This window comes from Lentzea sp. NBRC 105346 (assembly GCF_030269605.1).
Classification (GTDB): domain Bacteria; phylum Actinomycetota; class Actinomycetes; order Mycobacteriales; family Pseudonocardiaceae; genus Lentzea.
Map to the genome: position 1 here is coordinate 1 of NZ_BSTQ01000040.1, position 17163 is coordinate 17163.

Consider the following 17163-nt stretch of genomic DNA (forward strand, 5'->3'; position numbering starts at 1 on the left):
CAGATCTTGCATCTGCCGGCGGAGCCGGCCCACCACGCCGCGAGGGGCCCCAAGTCAAGCCCCAATCGCACGCGCGAAGCGCGTCCCGGAAGACGCAGCGCCCCACGACACCGGCAGCCAACAAAAGAACAACCACGCACGAAACCGGCAGCCAAACACGCAACTACGCACCCAACTGGCAGCCAAACAAGCAACCACGCACGGGACCGGCAGCCAAACAAGCAACCACGCAACCGGCAGCAAAGCAAAGTGCGGCGGCGCCCGGCAGGACGCCGCCGCGTCAGTCCACTAAGGACAGTTAACTGGCCTGCACGTCGATGCAGGAGTAGAACGCCATCGCGGTGTCACCGATGTTCCACCGGGCCAGCACCTTCAACTTGCCCTTCGCCCCAAGGTTGACCTTGTGCGACACGGAGGCCGGCGGCTGCTGGTTGTTGCCGGGGAAGGTCGCGACCTTGCGGCCGTTGACGAAGTATTCGTAGTCACGGGTGCGGTGGCGCGCGGTGAACGTCCACGTGAACGTGACGCTCTGGCCGACGGCGGTGGCCTTCCAGCCCTTGCCGTCGTTGTTCAGCTCTGCGAACCGGGCGCCGTTGCCGTTGCAGGCCATGGAGCCCTTGGGGGCCTCGACACTCTGGGGCTCCCACTGGATGTCGCCGCACGACACCGCGTGGCTGGCGCATTGGGCCTGCCTCGAAGGAGGCGAGGAGACGTAGCCGTGGGCGGAAGCGGTGCCGGTCGGCAGGACGACGGCGAGCAGGGGCGCTACGAGCACACCGGCCAGGCCCGCGATCAACTTACGTCGAAAGTTCATGGGCGGTTCCTTTTGCCTTGGTGGAGCTGAGCAGGGGATTCACCAGGCGGCGGACAGGTCTAGACCATACCGGGCGTAACCGATGTGTGACAAGAAGTACTGGGTATTTCCCATGAACCCGTATCCAATGGCTATTGACAGAGGCCGGACAGGTTGCCCCTAACGCGGGCTGCGGAACAGCCGACAACCAGGCATGGAGGACTTCTGGGCGTACTTCGCGTCCACGGGGGCGTTGATGGTGTTCGGCGAAGCGTTGAGGCACGGGCTTCCGCGGTTCTTTCGGAGGTGGTTCCCCGACCGGGGCGTGCGCTGCCCGCAGTGCGGGCGAGGGAGGCTCGTCCTGGCGCTGTCGCGCGGCGAGCTGGTGTGGCTCGGGGTGCTGAACCTGGTGTTCTCGCTGGCTTTCACGGCCGCGCTGCTCCTGGCCGTGGTCACGTTGCTGATGCTGCTCGCGCTGTTCGGTGGCGCGGTGGACGCCGGTATGGCGCTCGGGGTGGCCCTGGCGCTCGCCGTCAGCACCCTCGTCGCGCGCTTCGTGGTGCGGCCGATCAGAGAGTTGGGGGCTCGGCCGCCGGTCAGCTGCGCGGACTGCGGGTACCGGTGGGCGTGAGCCGGCGCCCACCGGTACCCGCGGGTTAGCAGGTCAGCTTCGCCGTCTCGACTCCGGCCATCAGGAACGCGCCGGTGCCGTAGTTCGACGTCGCCGTCGGGCTGATCGGCTGGTACTGCGACGGATGCGACGCCGGCCCCTGCACGTAACCGACGGTGCCGTCCGATCGCAAAGCCTTGCCCTTCAACCAACCCCACGCCTTCTGGACGACCGGCAGGTACGTCGCCGAGTCCAGGTAGCCGAGCTGGATCCCGCGGGCCAGCCCGTAGGTGAAGAAGGACGTGCCGCTCGACTCCGGCGCCGGGTACGCCGACGGGTGGTCGACGTCCGCGGTCCAGTAGCCGCCCGGCTGCTGGGTGCTCGCCAGCTTCTTGAACATGTCCTTCAGCAGAGCGACATAGTGGGCACGGTATTGATCAGTTGCGGGAAGTGCCGCCACCACGTCGGTCAACGCGATGACGATCCACCCGTTGCCGCGCGACCAGTGCTGCGTGCCACCGGCCCAGCGCTTGTCGCGCCACCACAACGAGGCCTTGCGGTCGTAGATGTGGCTCTCGGTGTAGGCGAACATCTTCGCCATCGCGTCGATCTGCGCCTTGTCACCGAGACGCGCGAACGCCGACATGCCGCCCAGCCGCACCGCGTCGACGTAGTCGAAGTCGTCGACCGTGCCCTTCTGCACGCGCGTCGTCTGCTTCGCCAGATACGACTTCGTGTCGGCGATGTAGGACGCCGGGTGCGCCGGGTCGAGCTCGTACAGGTCGATGTACTCCTGTGACGCCTCGGGCCCGTCGTAGTTCGGCGCGTTCGTCGGCAGCTTGAACTTGTGCCGCTTGGCCCAGTTCAACGCGTACGTGCGGTACTTCTCGTCCTTCGTCATCCGGTAGACCTCGAGGTCGCCCTTGATGAAGATCGAGTCGAACCACGTGTTCTTGCCGCCGTCCTTGTGGCCGGCGATCCAGTGGTCGGCGGCGAGCCGCAACGGCGCTTCCTCCGGGCACGCGGCGGCCTGTGACGTCGCGGGAACGAGTAGCGCGGTCGCGGTGACCGCCGCGAACAGGATCCTCATGTCAGCATCCGTTCGACGAACCGCTGTTGCCGACGCGGAGCTCGCCGCCGGACGTGTTCGCGCTGTCCTTCACGCAGAACCCGGAGACGTTCTGGAACAGCAGGTCCGACGGGCTGTTGCTGCCGCGCTGCGCGGTGAACTTCTCGAACGTGATCTTGCTGCCGCCGTTGGCGATCACTGCGGGCCGGCCGTCGTTCTTGGAGAACTTCACCGAGCTGTTGACGAACTTGAGGTTCGTGGCGTTGTGGATGTACCAGCCGAACGCGGGCCGCGTGCCGATGCTGTTCGGGTTGTAGTTCTTCGGGTCGTTGGACGGCGGGTTGGTCGACATGGTGCCGCTGCCGCCGGGCAGGTTCAGGTTGACGTTGGTGAAGGTGATGTCGGAGATGCTGCCCGGCTCACCCCAGATGGTCGGGCTGAACGACCCGGCGCTGGTCCCGGTGATGTTCTCGTAGGTGATGTCGTGCACCTTGCCGACGCCGGGGTTGTTGCCGCAGCGTTTGCGGGTCCCGACCTTGATCATGATCGGGGACTTGGTGCCGGACATGGTGATGTTCTTGTAGTGCACGTCGGAGATCACCGCGCCGTCCATCGACACCAGGCCGAGGCCGGACTTGCCCGCACCGGTGATCTTGATGTCGCTGAAGTTGTAGCCGGTGAAGTCGCCGCAGGTCTCCGAGCCGAACATCAACGCGTTGCAGCACTTGGCCGAGAGCTCCGCGTTCGTCACGGTGACGTTGCCGTTGGGCAGCTTCTGGCCCAGCGCGTAGTCGCTCTTGAACGCCAGCGCGTCGTCGTTCGCGAACGCCCTGATGTTGGTGATCTTCACGTTGCGGGTGCTGATGATGTTCCAGCCGTCGCGGTCGCTCGCGGTGTCGATGAACAGCTTGTCCGACGTGACGCCGGTGCAGCCGTTGATCAGCGCGGCGAAGTGGCCGCCGCGGCGCATCCGGATGCCGCTGAGCTCGAAGTTGGTGCAGCGGGTGATGGAGATGATCTTGTCGGCCTGGCCCTTCTTCGGGTTGCCGGTGATCAGCCCGCCGCCGCCGTCGATCGTGCCCTGACCGATGAACCGGACGTTGTCGACCTTGTCGCCGTAGAACATCGCGTTGTGGAAGTGGCTGTGGCCGTAGTCCTGGTACTTGTCGTACGGGTTGTCCTCCGGCGGGTCGTAGCCGTCCTTCGAGCCGACGATCGTCGAGCCGGCCTTGACCTCGATCGTCACGTTGCTCTTCAGGTGGACCGTGCCCGCCAGCAGGTAGGTGCCCGCGTCGAAGGTCACGACGCCGCCGCCGGCCCGGTGGGCCGCGTCGACCGCGCTGTTGACCGCGGGGGCTGTGTTGGTGACGCCGTCGGCGACGGCGCCGAAGCTCGAGACGTGGAAAACCCCTGGCTCCGCGGCTACCGCTGTGCCGCCCCCGAGTATCACCGTCGTTGCCACGGCGGCGATCCAGGTTTTCTGAAACACGACCTGCTCCCTTCGCGTTCGAGGCATCCAGCGAGGACTGAAAACCTTTTCGCGGCAGCGGCCGTTCGCCCAGGTTGTCAACGCCTGGCATGTGAGTCAAGTGTCGAGCGAAAATGAGGCCAGATTCTCGAATCGCGGCCGGCCGGGCGCAGACCTATCGGCGACCAATTCAATTGTGCGGGCGGCCCACTCGCCCTCGATCGGCTCACCAGCGAGTTCTTTGGGGACGTGTCCGCGGGCGATGATCAGGTAGGCCTCGAACGGCTGGGGGTGGGTCACCGGGACGATTCCGGCAGTCGCCGCGAAAACGACTTCGGCGAGCTCGTCGAGTCCGGTCACGGGCAGGCCGAGCCACTGCCCCCAGTGCCTCTTAGTAGCCGGACCGAAGGCGCACAAGGCCGTTCCGGCCCCGGAAAGTTCCGCTTCGAGCGCGTCGGCGAGCTCCGGGACGAGCCGTTCGCTCACCGTGCCGAGCGGGCGCAGCTTCACCATCCACTGCTCCGGTGCAGCCCAGGTCACCTTCGGGTGCGGCGGCCGGTGGAGCGCCGCGATCATTTCCCGGACGTCCGGCGGTGGCCACGTGGCTACGGAGAGCCGCATCCTGACACCTCCTGTGGTCGGGTTTCACGGCAGATAAGGCAGCGACAGGTGTCACGCGTTGTCAAACGACGAATTGTGAATTAGCTTCGCGACGCCAGTGCAACCACGTCCGCCGAGAGGCAAACCGATGTCCGGTTTAGACGTACGGCCGCCAGCCACGTTCATCGAGACCCTGTACGAAGAGCACGGCAGAGTCTTGTTGAACTACGCGAAGCGCGCCACCGGAGATCGCTGCTTCGCCGAGGACGTGGTGCAGGAGACGCTGCTGCGGGCGTGGCGGCATCCGGAGTCGTTCGAAGAGGGCCGCGGCTCGGCCCGCGGCTGGCTGCTGACCGTCGCGAAGAACGTGATCATCGACCACGCGCGCGGGCGCTCGGCTCGGCCGGCCGAGGTGGCTCAGGCGGGTGGTTCGGTCGCCACCACGCCGGTGCAGGTCGACCACGCGCAGGGGGTCGTTGATGCGGTGGTGCTGCACCGGGCGTTGGGGGAGTTGTCCGCTGATCATCGGCGGGTGCTGGCGGAGTTGTACTTCTTGGGTCGGAGTGATTCGGAGGCGGCGGCTGCGTTGGGGTTGCCGGTGGGGACGGTGAAGTCGCGGTCGTACTACGCGTTGGGTGTGTTGCGGAAGTGGTTCGGCGTGAGCCGCTTAGCCGCTTAGCCTCTTGAGCGATGCTGTTGGATTGAGCATGATTCTGGGCAACTTCGATCCTGACGAGGTGCCCGGTGCGTTCGATTGTGGCGGTTTCGCTGTCAATTGTGATGGTGTCGGCCCAGATGGTGAGCGCTCAGGCGGCGCCCGCGCTGGACGTGTACCGGTACCTCGAAGATCCGCGGATGACCGGCGAGGGCCAGCAGCCGCACCACGCGGTGTTGCCCAGTCCGAACACCGCCTCCCTTGACGGCGACTGGAAGGTGAAGGTGTTCGACCTTCCCGAACAGGTGCCGACAGACTTCCCGAAGAACGGGTACGACGTTCGACAATGGCGAACGGTGTCCGTACCGCACACTCTGCAGACCGACGGTCTCGACCACCCGATGTTCCGCAACACCGTCGAGGAGGTCTGGCCCGACGATCCGCCGCACGTGCCGCGGGACGTCAACCCGACCGCCGCGTACGTGCGGTCGTTCGACATCCCCGAACGCTGGGACGAGCGCACCTTCCTGCGGTTCGAGGGCGTGACCGCCGGCTACTTCGTGTGGGTCAACGGCCACTACGTGGGCTTCGACCAGGGCGGCTACACGCCCGCCGAGTTCGACATCACCGACAAGCTGGTGCCCGGCCGCAACCGGCTCGCGGTGCAGGTGCACCGGTGGGGCGCGGGGTCGTACCTGGAGGACTACGACCAGTGGCGGTTCAGCGGGATCTTCCGGTCGGTGTGGCTGTACTCGACGCCGCGCGACTACATCCAGGACGTCGCGGTGTCGACCAAGGGCGACGTTCTGACCGCACAGGTCGAGACCGTCGGCACGGGTGAGGTCCAAGGGTGGCTCTACGACAAGGACGGCAGGCAGGTCGCCGCCGCGACCGGGACCACGCTGACCATGCCGGTGCGCGATCCGTTGCGGTGGAACGACGAGACGCCGAACCTGTACACGCTGGTTCTCAGGATGGGCCGGCACGTCACGCGTGAGACGGTCGGGTTACGCGACATCACGATCGCCGACCGGCAGCTGAAGGTCGACGGGAAACGCGTGCTGTTCAAGGGCGTGAACCGGCCGGAGACCGATCCGGACCACGGCAGGCACCAGCCGCGCTCGCGGCAGGAGCAGGACGTGGACCTGATGAAACGGTTGCACATCAACGCGGTGCGCACCGCGCACTACCCGTCAGATCCCTACTTCTACAAGCTCGCCGACGAGCGGGGGCTGTGGATCGACGACGAGATGGACGTCGAGACGCACGCGCACGAGAACTGTCCGGCCGACTGCCTCGCCGACCGTCCGGAGTGGAGCGACGCGTTCCTGGAGCGGTTCGTCGCGATGGTGGAGCGGGACAAGAACCACCCGAGCGTCTTCATGTGGGACACCGGCAACGAGGCCGGGCTGGGCGCCGCGCACTTCCGGATGGCCGAGTGGGCCAGGGCGCACGAGCCGAGCCGGCCGCTGTACCACCAGCCGAACCGGCCCAACGGCGACGCGCCGTTCGCCGATGTCTACGGCCCGCGGTACCCGTCGCCGGAGAAGTTCGCGACGCTGGTCGCCCAGACGACCAAGCCGCTGATCATGGGCGAGTACGCGCACGCCATGGGCAACAGCCTGGGCAACTTCCGCGAGTTCTGGGACGTCATCCGCGCGAACCCGCAGGCACAGGGCGGGTTCGTGTGGGACTGGGCGGAGCAGAACATGCGGCAGAAGCTGCGCGTGCTGTCCGCCCGCGTGCCGACCCACCTCGCCGGGTTGCCGGTGCAGGTCGACGGTCACCGCGGCAAGGCACTGCAGTTCTCCGGCCTGGACGACTTCGTCGAGGTGTACCGGGACCCGTCGCTGGACATCACCGGGCCGTTGACGCTCGACGCCTGGGTGCGGCCCGCGAAGTGGTCCGGCGACTTCACGATCGTCTCGAAGGGCAACGCGTACGGCCTGCGGATGAAGGACGCGAAGACGCTCGAGTTCTACGCGGGCAAGTCGGTCACCGCGCCGGTGCCCGCGGACTTCTACGACCGGTTCCACCGGGTCACCGGGGTCTACGACGGCGCCACGCTGAAGCTGTCGATCGACGACGTGCCAGTCGCGGCCGCCGAGCACGCCGGTGGCGTGCCGGGCAACGCGTGGCCGGTCAACATCGGTCGCAACGCGCAGACGCACCGCGAGAAGTACAACGGCCGCACCGCGCACGGTGTGATCGACGACGTCCGGATCCTGGCGGGCACGAAACCGGTGCTGGAGCTGGACTTCGACCGGATCGAGGAACGCGGCACCTACCTGTCGCACGGCAACAGCCTCGCGGGCGTGGACGGCGTCGTGTCGGCGGACCGCGTCCCGCAGCCGGAGGCGGCGCAGCTCGCCTGGGTGCACCAGCCGCTGCGGTTCGCCCTCAATGACCGGACGTTGAGCGTGACGAGCGAACGGTCCTTCGCCGCGCTGGACTTCGAGCTGCGGTGGGACATGAGCGGGAACGGTCGCTCCGGCTCACAGCCGTTGCGGATCGGGCCGGGAGCGACCGTGCGGGTCCCGGTGCCCGACGGCGACGGCTGGTACACGGTGCGGGCGATGGTCGGCAACGAGGTGTTCGCGCACGACCAGTTCTCGCTCGGCGGCACCGAGGCGGTCGAACCACCGGCAGCGGGGGAGGCGACCTCGGAACAGACCGCGGACGCAGTCGTGCTGCGCGGCAAGGGGGTCCGGTACGAGGTCGACAAGGCCACCGGCGGGTTGCGGTCGATGCGGGTGCGTGGCGTCGAACTGTTGCACGCCAAGGGCACCGAGCTGGACGTGTGGCGCGCGCCGATCAGCAACGAGACCGCGGACTGGGGCAAGGCGGAGGCGAACGACTGGCGGGCCGTCGGCCTGGACCGGATGAGGTCGGTCGCGAAGTCCGTGACGGTCGAGGGCAACACCGTGGTCGTGCGGTCGACCGCGGGCGCCGCCGATGCCGCGTTCGAGCAGACGTTGCGGTACGCCGTCGACGCCACCGGCACGATCCGGATCGAGCACACCGTCGAGCCGACCGGGAAGTTGCGGACGTTGCCGTACCTACCGGTGATGGGGCTGCAGATCCCGGTGCCGAAGCGGTTCCAGAAGTTCTCCTGGTACGGCCGCGGGCCGCAGGAGAGCTACAACGACCGCAAGGACGGCACCCCGATGGGCGTCTGGAAGTCCACTGTGGACCGTCAGTACGTCGACTATGACTCGCCGCAGTCCAACGGCAACCACACCGACACGCGGTGGGCGCTGCTCACCGACGGCATCAGCGGCGGGCTGCTGGTGAGCGGAGCGAACGACGTGTCCGTGAGCCGGTACGACTCACTGGACCGCGCGGTCTACGGGTTCGAGAAGCAGGCCAACCCGGGCTGGATCACGCTGCACGCCGACCACCTGGTCACCGGCGTCGGCGACACGCCTAATCCCGTGCGGGAACGGTTTCAGGTTCGGCCGGACCGGACCCACTCGTATCGGCTGACGCTGCGTCCGCTGACGCCGAGTGAGATCTGGCGAGGCGCCGCCGGATGACGACGGTCGTGATGACACCGACGACAACGGCGATGATCAGCCCGGCGTAGGAGAACCGCTTGAGCCACTGCTCGGCCACGATGCCGAGGTAGTAGACGGCGGCCGTCGTGCCACCGGCCCACACGATGCCGCCGGTGGCGTTGGCGACCAGGAACTTGCCGTAGTTCATGTGCAACGACCCGGCGAGCGGACCGGCGAGGATGCGCAGCAGCGCGACGAACCGGCCGAAGAAGACGGCCCACGCGCCGCGGCGGTCGAACACGTCGCGGGCCTTCTCGATGTGTTGCGGCCCGAAGTGCTTGGGGAACTTGCGGCCCATCCACGCGAACAGGCGCGGCCCGCCCTTGCGGCCGATGGCGTACCCGATGCTGTCGCCGATGATCGCGCCCGCCGACGCCCACACGCCGATCCACAGCGGGTTGAGCTCGTCGTGCTGCGACGCCAGGAGTGACGCGCTGACGAGAACGATCTCGCCGGGCAGTGGGATGCCCAGGCTCTCCACTCCGATGACGAGTCCGACGACGACGTACACCAGCAGCGGCGGAATCGCTTCGAGGAGATGTTCGACCGGCACGACGCCACAGCGTATACGGACCCCGATTCATTGGCTGCGGATCGAACGACATCATGGTCATGCGGAGCCGAACAACACCGGGAGCGCACGCATGCTGAACCGCCGTCAACTGCTGGTCGGGGCCATGGCGTCCGTCGTGGTGCCGCGGTCCGGCTACGACGTCGTCGTGGTCGGCGCCGGGGCCGCGGGGCTGTCGGCGGCGCTCGGTGTGAAGCGGGCGGACCCGCGCGCCTCGGTGCTGCTGCTGGAGGCGCAGCCGTTTAACGGCGGCACGAGCATCCGGTCCGGGGGCTGGCTGTGGATCCCGAACAACGCCGACATGCGCGCGGCCGGGCTGGCCGACCCCAAGGACATGGCGCTGCGCTACATGGCCCGCCTGTCCCACCCCGAGGACTACGACCCCGGCAAGCCGCTGCTGGGACTGTCCCCACGACGCCACGCGCAGCTTGACGCCTATTACGAGCAGGGCTCGGACGTGCTCGACTGGTTCCGATCCACGCAGATCATGCCGTGGGAGGCGGTGCGCGGCGCCGGGCTGCCGCTGACGAACGACCCGCTGCACCTGCGCGGCGTGTTCGCGCCCGACTACCACCCCGAGCTCGCCGAGAACGTGCCCAAGCGCGGCCGCAGCGTCGTGCCGAAGCGCTTCGACCCCACCCACCTGACCGAGGACCTTCAGCTGGGCCTGCCGAACTCCGGCTCGGGGCTCGGCGGCGTGAACCTGATCGCGTGGCTGACGAGCGCGTGCCTGCGACGCGGAGTGCACCTGCTCACCGGCCGGCGGGTGCTGGACCTGGTCGTCACCAACGGTCGCGTGACGGGGGTCGAGACGGCCGCGCGCACGTTCACCGCGCGGCGGGGCGTGGTCTTCACGTCCGGTGGCTTCTCGAAGAACGCCGAGCGGCTGGCCGGAGAGTTCCGGGGCGACCGCGCGCTGACCGGTGGCGGCTGCGCGGTGACCAGCGCGCAGGGCGACCTGGTGCGCATCGCGGAACGGCACGGGTTCGCGTTGGAGAGCATGGACCGCGCCTGGTTCATCCAGAACCTCTACGAGCAGTACAAGATCGACCCGGACAGCCGGGTGCTGCCGAACTACCTGCTGTTCCAGAACTACTGGTCCAACGGCGACTCGATGTTCATGGTCAACCGGCGCGGCGTGCGGGTGGTCAACGAGAAGACGAACTACCACGACCGCACGCAGGTCCACTTCCAGCCGGACAACCGGTTCCTGCTCAGCGTGTTCGACCAGCACACGCTGGCACGGTTCGTGGGCATCGGCGGGCACGTCACGCCGATGGTCAACACCTTCATCGGGCCCGCGGCGTCGCTCGCACAGCTGCGCGACCAGATCCTCGCGCGCTTCGCCCAGGATCCGGCGACCAGCGCGTTCGGGCTCGCGCCGGATTTCACCGCGAACCTCGCCGCGACGCTCGAGCGGTTCAACGGATTCGCCCGGAGCGGCCGGGATCTCGACTTCCACCGCGGCGAGCAGCCGATCGACGTGTGGTGGCACGGGTTCTGCCTGACGTTCCAGGGCATCGACGCCGGCCCGATCCGCGACTGTGTGAGCGCGAACACCGACTCGAACGGTGCGCCCTACCCGAACCCGACGATGCGTCCACTTGCGCCGCCGTACTACGCCGTCATTCTCAGTTCGGGCTTGCAGGACACCAACGGCGGACCGGCGATCGACGAGTGCGGGCGGATCCTCGACGCGCGCGGCCGACAGGTTCCGGGCCTGTACGGCGCCGGGAACTGCGTCGCGTCGCCCGCTGGTCACGGCTACTGGGGTGCGGGCGGCACGCTGGGTCCGGCCGTCGTCTTCGGACATATCGCCGGACGGCACTGTGCGACGTCTCTTTAGTACGTACGGGAACCGTAGTAATAGGCGAGGGGTACCGTAGTACTCGCCGAACAATGGTTGTACACCGGTTGACGCGGAATGTTCTTAATGAGCAGGCTGGTATCCCCTCGTAAGCCTCACGGCGAGAAAGGCCGTCCCCGGTGGATTCAGCTGCGATTCGATTGGTCGAGCCCTCACCCGCACCGGCCGTACGCGTCTTGGTTTTGGTTCCAAACGACATGGTGCGGTATGGGTTGGAAGCGATGTTGAAGTCGGTGGGAACTGTTGCGTCAGCCCATTTCTCGGATGATCCCGCCGAAGCGGAACAACTGTGCCGCATTATTCACCCGGACGTCGTAATCAGCTTCGGCGCACGGGCAGTAGTTGCTCCCGGCAGCAAGGTTCTGAGCATTCTGTCGGTCGAAGACCAGGAAAAATTCCACGCTGTAACCGATCTCGTTGCGGACGGTTACCTGCTGGACGACGAGCTGACGCCAAATTCGCTGGAAGACGGAATAGCGCGGCTCGTGAGCGGTGAGATGCCGCTGTCGACCTCCCTGATGCGTCGCATCATCACTCGCATCCGTGGATCACAACGCGACTCGGGCCTGAAACCCGCGCTCACCCCGCGGGAACAGGAGACGCTGGTACTCCTCGCTGAAGGACTCAGCAACAAGCAGATCGCACGCCGCCTCGGCATATCTCCGCATGGGGCAAAACGCCATGTGGCAAATGTCCTGGCCAAGCTCAACTGTCCGAACCGGACGCTGGCGGTGGCCGAGGCGATGCGTTCCGGAATTCTCGCCTCGTGAGAACGCTGCTTGTCGACAATTACGATTCCTACACGTACAACCTGTTCCAGTTGATGTCATCGACCTTCGGGGCGGAGCCGACGGTCGTGACCAACGATTCCAATACGTGGGATGGGATCGATCTGTCGTTGTTCGACGCGGTCGTCGTCTCGCCGGGACCCGGCCATCCGGCGCGTGACTCCGGACGTAGCCTTTCGGTCCTGGCGTCGTCGGATGTCCCGGTGCTGGGCGTGTGCCTCGGGCATCAGTTGCTGGGACTGCTCGGCGGGGCGTCGGTCGTCCCGGCGCCGCAGCCGCGCCACGGGCACCTCGAACGCGTGTGGCACAACGAGACCGGCTTGTTCGAGGGCATCCCGTCCGGGTTCACGGCGGTCCGGTACCACTCGCTGTGCGTCTCGCCCGACCTGCCTTCCTCGCTGGAGGCGCTGGCGTTCGCCGAGGACGGCGTGGTCATGGCGCTGCGGCACCGCGAGCGGCCGTGGTGGGGCGTGCAGTTCCACCCCGAGTCGGTCGCCTCGCAGCACGGTGATCGGCTGATGCGCAACTTCGGCGAGCTCGCGCGGGCGCACCGGCGGTGGCGCGTGATCACGTCGCGGGTCGACGGCACCGTCGACTGCGGGTCCGCGTTCGCTTCGGTGTTCGGACCGAGCGCGGACGCGTTCTGGCTGGACAGCTGCGGCCGCGCGCGGTTCTCGTTCCTCGGCGACTCCGGCGGGCCGCACGGTGAGGTGTTGCGCGGGCCCGACGTGCTGGAACTTTTGGAACGCCGGCTGCGGGAGCGGCGCGTATCCGCCGACCTGCCGTTCGACCTGCCGAGCGGGTACGTCGGCTACTTCTCCTACGAGTTCGGGTCCGGTTCCGGGCGGGTGCCCGACGAGCCGGTCGCGCAGTGGATGGCGGCGACCCGCCTGATCGTGGTGGACCACGAAGAGCGCCAGACGTGGGTGGTGGCGTTGACGGACGGCTCCGCCGAGGCCGAGGCCCGCGCGTGGGTGACCGCCACGCGTGACCGGCTGGAGGTGCTGGCGCCGCTGGGCACACCGGTCGGGCGGCCGGCCGATCCGGAGCCGTGGTTGGACCGGCCGCGGGAGCGGTACCTGGCGGACATCGAGGAGTGCCAGCGGCAGCTGCGGCTCGGGGAGAGCTACGAGATCTGCCTGACCAACCGTGCGTCGCTGCCGTTCCACGGTGATCCGTTCGAGCTGTATCTGAGGATGCGCGCGGCCAACCCAGCGCCCTACGCGGCCTTCCTGCGGTTCGGTTCGCTGCACGTGCTGTGCACGTCGCCCGAGCGGTTCCTCAAGATCTCCGACGCCGGAGACGTCGAGTCGAAGCCGATCAAGGGCACGGCGCCGCGCGACGACGACCCGGTGCGCGACTCGGTGATCGCGACGTCGCTGGCGCTGGACCCCAAGACGCGGGCCGAGAACCTGATGATCGTCGACCTGCTGCGCAACGACCTCGGCCGCGTGTGCGAGGTGGGCAGCGTGCATGTGCCGAGCTTCATGGCGGTCGAGTCGTTCGCGACCGTGCACCAGCTCGTGTCGACCGTGCGTGGCCGGCTGCGCTCGTCCCTGTCAGCGGTCGACGCCGTGCGGGCCTGTTTTCCGGGCGGTTCGATGACCGGTGCGCCGAAGCGCCGGACCATGGAGATCATCGACCGGCTGGAGCAGCGGCCGCGCGGGATCTATTCGGGCGCCTTGGGTTTCTTCGGCCTGACCGGTGCGGCCGACCTCAACATCGTGATCCGCACGGCCGTGGTGCGCGACGGCGTGCTGACCGTCGGCGCGGGTGGCGCGATCGTCCTGGACTCCGACGCGGAGGCCGAGTTCGAGGAGATGCTGATCAAGGCGCGGGCGCCGCTGCGTGCCCTGATGGCTACCTCGGTCAGTGACCTGTTGCCCGGTCCCGTCAGGGCTGTGTGGGGACACGGGCCGCCCGTGATGCTTGCGGCGAAAGGGGAGTGAGCGAATGGGCGACCTCGTCGAGGCGTTGCGCGCGGGCGCGTTGTCCTTGCCGGACGCTACGGCCGTGCGGTTCCTCGGTCACTCCTCCTTCACGCGCGCCTCGCTCGACTCGCGCGTCCGTTCCGTCGCGGCCTCTCTGCAGCAGCAGGGTGCTGCTGGTCAGCGGGTGTTGATCGTCGCGCCGCCCGGTCCTTCCATGTTCATCAGGCTGCTTGCATGTCTCTACGCCGGGGCTGTCGCTGTGCCGTGTCGTCCTGGGCGGCTTTCGACCGTTGAGCCCCTGGTCGATGCCATGCAGGTGTCTTTTGACGGGGTGTCTCCTTCTTCTTGGGTGCAGCCTTCGCGTTCGCTGGACGACGTGGTGTTGTTGCAGTGCCCGTCCGGATCTACCTCTTCGGCCAAGGCGGTCGTGGTGACCGCTGGGCAGATGTTGGCGCAGTTGGAGAGCTTCCGGGCTTTGGTGGAGTTGGAGCCGGGGTTCAGCATCGTCAACTGGGCGCCGATCGACGGGACGCTCGGCATGGAGCTGATGCTGCTCGGTCAGTACGTCGGCTGTGACACCACGTGGATCGCACCGGAGGACTTCACCGCTTCCCCGGTGCGGTGGTTGCGGGCCGTGTCCTCGGCTTCCGGACCGGTGCTCAGTGGTGGGCCGAACTTTGCGTACGACCTGTGTGTGGACCGGGTCGATGATCTGTCGGGGCTGGATCTGTCGCGGTGGCACACTACTTTGATCGGTGCCGAGCGGATTCGTCCGTCTACTGTGGAGCGGTTCGTCTCGCGGTTCGGGGCCGTTGGGTTTCGGGCTTCCTCGTTGATGTCCTGCTACGGGTTGACCGAGGTGATGCAGGGGATTGCTGGGCTGCGGGCGCCTTCGCCGGTGTCGCATGACGGGCATTCCTGGATTCCGGTTGGGCCGCCTGCGCCTGGGGCTCGGATGTTGGTGGTGGATCCGGAGTCCGGGGTGCGGTGTGCCGACGGGGTCGTCGGTGAGTTGTGGATCTCTGGGCCCATGGTGTGTCAGGGGTACTGGCGGCGGTCGTCCGAGGAGTTCAACGCTGTGCTGGCTTCCGGTGAGGGGCCGTTCCTGCGGACCGGGGACCTGGGGTTCGTCGTCGATGGCTCGTTCGTGGTGTGCGGGCGGCTCAAGGAGATCATCATCCTGCGCGGGCGGAACTTCTACCCGGAGGATGTCGAGCAGGTGGCGCAGCGGGCCCTCGGTTCCTCGTTGCCTGCGGCTGCGTTTTCGGTCGACTCTCCTTCGGGGGAGCTCCTTGTGGTCGTACTGGAGAGTGTCGACGGGGATGCCTCGGCGGTGCGGCGTGCGGTGATCGCCGCTCACGGCGTCGAGGTGCATGAGGTTGTGTTGGTTGCGCCGGGGACGATTCCGCGCACCACCACCGGGAAGGTTCAGCGCGTCGCTTGCCGCCAGTCCTATTTGGACGGCTCTTTGGTTTCCCTCGGCGGTGTCGTGGCGCCGCCCCTGCCCTCGTTGGAGGATACGATGCCGTTGCGGGAGATGGTTGCCGGGCTCACGCTCGAGTTGCGTTCGCCGGTTGTTGGTTCGGAGGTGCGCCGGCGGGTGGCCGAGTTGTTGGACAACGACTCGCCCGCGGCGCTGCCGGGTGATACGCCGTTGATGATGCTCGGCCTGGAGTCCGTGCGGATGATCGCTCTGCGGCACGGAATTGAGGAGGACTTCGGGGTCTCGCTGCCTATCGCGGACTTCGTCGTGCTGTCGATCGACGACGTCGCCGGCGTGATTGTGAAGCAGCTCGGATGAACCTCGCGGACGTCTACTCGGATCTGGACGCTTGGCAGCCCGCGTACCTCGGGTCGTTCCTGAACTGGGGGTACTGGGAGGGGATTGCGCCGCCCTACACCGCTTCCGATCGCATCGCCGCTTCTGCGGCCTTGTACAAGCTGGTGGCTTCGGCGGTGTCGTTGGGTCCGTCGGATGTGGCTTTGGAGGTCGGGAGTGGAACCGGGGTCGGGGCTTGTTTGTTGGCCTCTGGTGGTGCCTCGGTGCATGGGATTGATGTTGTTGAGTCGCAGGTCGCGCATGCTCGGGAGGCTGGGTCTGGGGTGACCTTCTCTTGTGCTCCTGCCTCCGCGATTCCTTATCCGGACTCGCACTTTTCCGTTGTGTACTCCGTGGAGGCGTTGCAGCACTTCCCCTCCGCGGGGGACTTCGTTCGGGAGGCGGCTCGGGTGTTGCGGCCTGGGGGACGGTTCGGGGTTACCACGTTCTTCCCTGCCGCTTCGGCTTCTGTTGATGCGCTGGGGGAGTTGCTGCAGAGTTACCGGTCTGGGTTCGACGTGGTGATCACTGTGTCTGATCTGTGCTCGGCTTTGGAGTCGTCTGGGTTTGTGGACGTGTCTGCCGTCAGTATTGGGGAGCATGTGTGGCGGCAGCTTGACGACTGGATTGTGGCTAACGGGTACAAGGATCACTGGGGGCGGAACTTTTTGCGGGCCTATGAGGCGGGGTTGCTCGACTACCACTTGGTTACTGCGGTCCGGGGTTAGACGCGGCTGCGCCGCGACACGTTGGCATTTTCGCGCGGCCACGGCGCTAGGGCGCCGCGTCCGCGCGAAAATGCCAACGTACCGAGGTCTGTGGCTGGTTGCCGTCGTGCCCCAGACACCGCCCAGACTTGCGTAGTTTGGTGCGGTTGCGGGCGTGGCCGGGATGTGTGGCCCGAGTTTCGTTGTTTGATTTTTGATTTAGAAGGGTGGATCGGTCGGGAAGCCAGCGAGGACCGGTTCCGGTTCGCGGACGTACACCTTTCCCGACGGGGCCTTGAAGATGAAGCGCCCGGGGATCGGCTGGGTCACCGCCCAGTTGCTCTTGTGCTTCAGCCGATGATGATGCTTGCAGAACGGGCACAGGTTGCACGCAGCCGTCGGGCCGTCGGGGTAGGGCACCGTGTGGTCGAGTTCGCAGCGCTGCGCGGGCATCATGCAGCCCGGCTGGCGGCAGGTCTGATCGCGCGCCCACAGGAACCGGCGCAGATGCTCCGGCGGCCGATACGTGCTGGTGCCGACATCCAGCAGCATGCCGGACTGCGGGTCAGTGAGCAGTCGACGCCAGGTCGAGTCACCGGCCAGCTCGCGGGCGAGTTCGGCGCTGATCGGGCCGTAGCCCTGCAGTTCGCCGGGGTGATCATCCAGGCCCATCAGAGTCGTCGAGGAGACGGTGACGTTGAGGTTGACCTTCACGCTCGACGTCTGGT

Annotated in this window: 14 protein-coding genes; 8 read left to right on the forward strand and 6 right to left on the reverse strand. The window is 67.1% G+C overall.

Translation table 11 applies throughout. The annotated features are described in order from the left end of the window. Positions 1-298 precede the first annotated feature (298 nt). A complete protein-coding gene (locus QSK35_RS42405; RefSeq protein WP_285754114.1) occupies positions 299-814 on the reverse strand; it encodes a lytic polysaccharide monooxygenase auxiliary activity family 9 protein in 516 nt (171 codons plus the stop codon). Positions 815-1007: 193 nt separating this feature from the next. Between QSK35_RS42405 and QSK35_RS42410 the strand changes: the two genes are divergently transcribed. Then, complete coding sequence (locus tag QSK35_RS42410; protein ID WP_285754115.1) at positions 1008-1424, forward strand: hypothetical protein; 417 nt, start codon at positions 1008-1010, stop codon at positions 1422-1424. A 25-nt stretch (positions 1425-1449) separates the two neighbouring features. Here the strand turns inward: QSK35_RS42410 and QSK35_RS42415 are convergent, their stop codons facing one another. The 3 genes from QSK35_RS42415 to QSK35_RS42425 all read right to left on the reverse strand — a co-directional run bounded on the left by QSK35_RS42415 (position 1450) and on the right by QSK35_RS42425 (position 4516). Further along, positions 1450-2493 (reverse strand): glycoside hydrolase family 88 protein, encoded by a 1044-nt coding sequence (locus tag QSK35_RS42415; RefSeq protein WP_285754116.1) that lies wholly within the window; start codon positions 2491-2493, stop codon positions 1450-1452. Between the two features lies 1 nt (position 2494). Next, positions 2495-3961 carry a glycoside hydrolase family 28 protein gene (locus QSK35_RS42420; protein ID WP_285754117.1) on the reverse strand — a complete coding sequence of 489 codons (1467 nt, stop codon included), beginning with the start codon at positions 3959-3961 and terminating at the stop codon, positions 2495-2497. Positions 3962-4057: 96 nt separating this feature from the next. Then, a complete protein-coding gene (locus QSK35_RS42425; RefSeq protein WP_285754118.1) occupies positions 4058-4516 on the reverse strand; it encodes a 2'-5' RNA ligase family protein in 459 nt (152 codons plus the stop codon). Positions 4517-4688: 172 nt separating this feature from the next. Between QSK35_RS42425 and QSK35_RS42430 the strand changes: the two genes are divergently transcribed. Beyond that, entirely contained in the window at positions 4689-5219 is a 531-nt protein-coding gene (locus QSK35_RS42430) for a sigma-70 family RNA polymerase sigma factor (protein WP_285754119.1), read from the forward strand. Positions 5220-5284: 65 nt separating this feature from the next. Next, the gene (locus QSK35_RS42435) at positions 5285-8731 is read left to right on the forward strand and encodes a glycoside hydrolase family 2 TIM barrel-domain containing protein (protein WP_285754120.1); all 3447 of its coding nucleotides are present in this window, start codon (positions 5285-5287) and stop codon (positions 8729-8731) included. Here the strand turns inward: QSK35_RS42435 and QSK35_RS42440 are convergent. After that, complete coding sequence (locus tag QSK35_RS42440) at positions 8622-9305, reverse strand: DedA family protein (RefSeq protein WP_285754121.1); 684 nt, start codon at positions 9303-9305, stop codon at positions 8622-8624. The genes QSK35_RS42435 and QSK35_RS42440 overlap by 110 nt on opposite strands. A 91-nt stretch (positions 9306-9396) precedes the next feature. On the opposite strand from QSK35_RS42440, the gene QSK35_RS42445 reads away from it, so the two are divergent. The 5 genes from QSK35_RS42445 to QSK35_RS42465 all read left to right on the forward strand — a co-directional run bounded on the left by QSK35_RS42445 (position 9397) and on the right by QSK35_RS42465 (position 16456). Continuing rightward, complete coding sequence (locus QSK35_RS42445; RefSeq protein ID WP_285754122.1) at positions 9397-11169, forward strand: FAD-dependent oxidoreductase; 1773 nt, start codon at positions 9397-9399, stop codon at positions 11167-11169. A 242-nt stretch (positions 11170-11411) separates the two neighbouring features. Then, entirely contained in the window at positions 11412-11960 is a 549-nt protein-coding gene (locus QSK35_RS42450; RefSeq protein WP_285754123.1) for a response regulator transcription factor, read from the forward strand. After that, positions 11957-13927 carry an aminodeoxychorismate synthase component I gene (gene pabB / locus QSK35_RS42455; protein WP_285754124.1) on the forward strand — a complete coding sequence of 657 codons (1971 nt, stop codon included), beginning with the start codon at positions 11957-11959 and terminating at the stop codon, positions 13925-13927. Before QSK35_RS42450 ends, pabB begins: the two co-directional genes overlap by 4 nt. Before the next feature lie 4 nt (positions 13928-13931). Beyond that, a complete protein-coding gene (locus tag QSK35_RS42460) occupies positions 13932-15710 on the forward strand; it encodes an AMP-binding protein (protein ID WP_285754125.1) in 1779 nt (592 codons plus the stop codon). Beyond that, entirely contained in the window at positions 15707-16456 is a 750-nt protein-coding gene (locus QSK35_RS42465; protein ID WP_285754126.1) for a class I SAM-dependent methyltransferase, read from the forward strand. Before QSK35_RS42460 ends, QSK35_RS42465 begins: the two co-directional genes overlap by 4 nt. Before the next feature lie 198 nt (positions 16457-16654). Here the strand turns inward: QSK35_RS42465 and QSK35_RS42470 are convergent. Further along, positions 16655-17163, reverse strand: a 509-nt coding sequence (locus QSK35_RS42470; protein WP_285752317.1) for an HNH endonuclease signature motif containing protein, incomplete at its 5' end; no start/stop codon positions are given.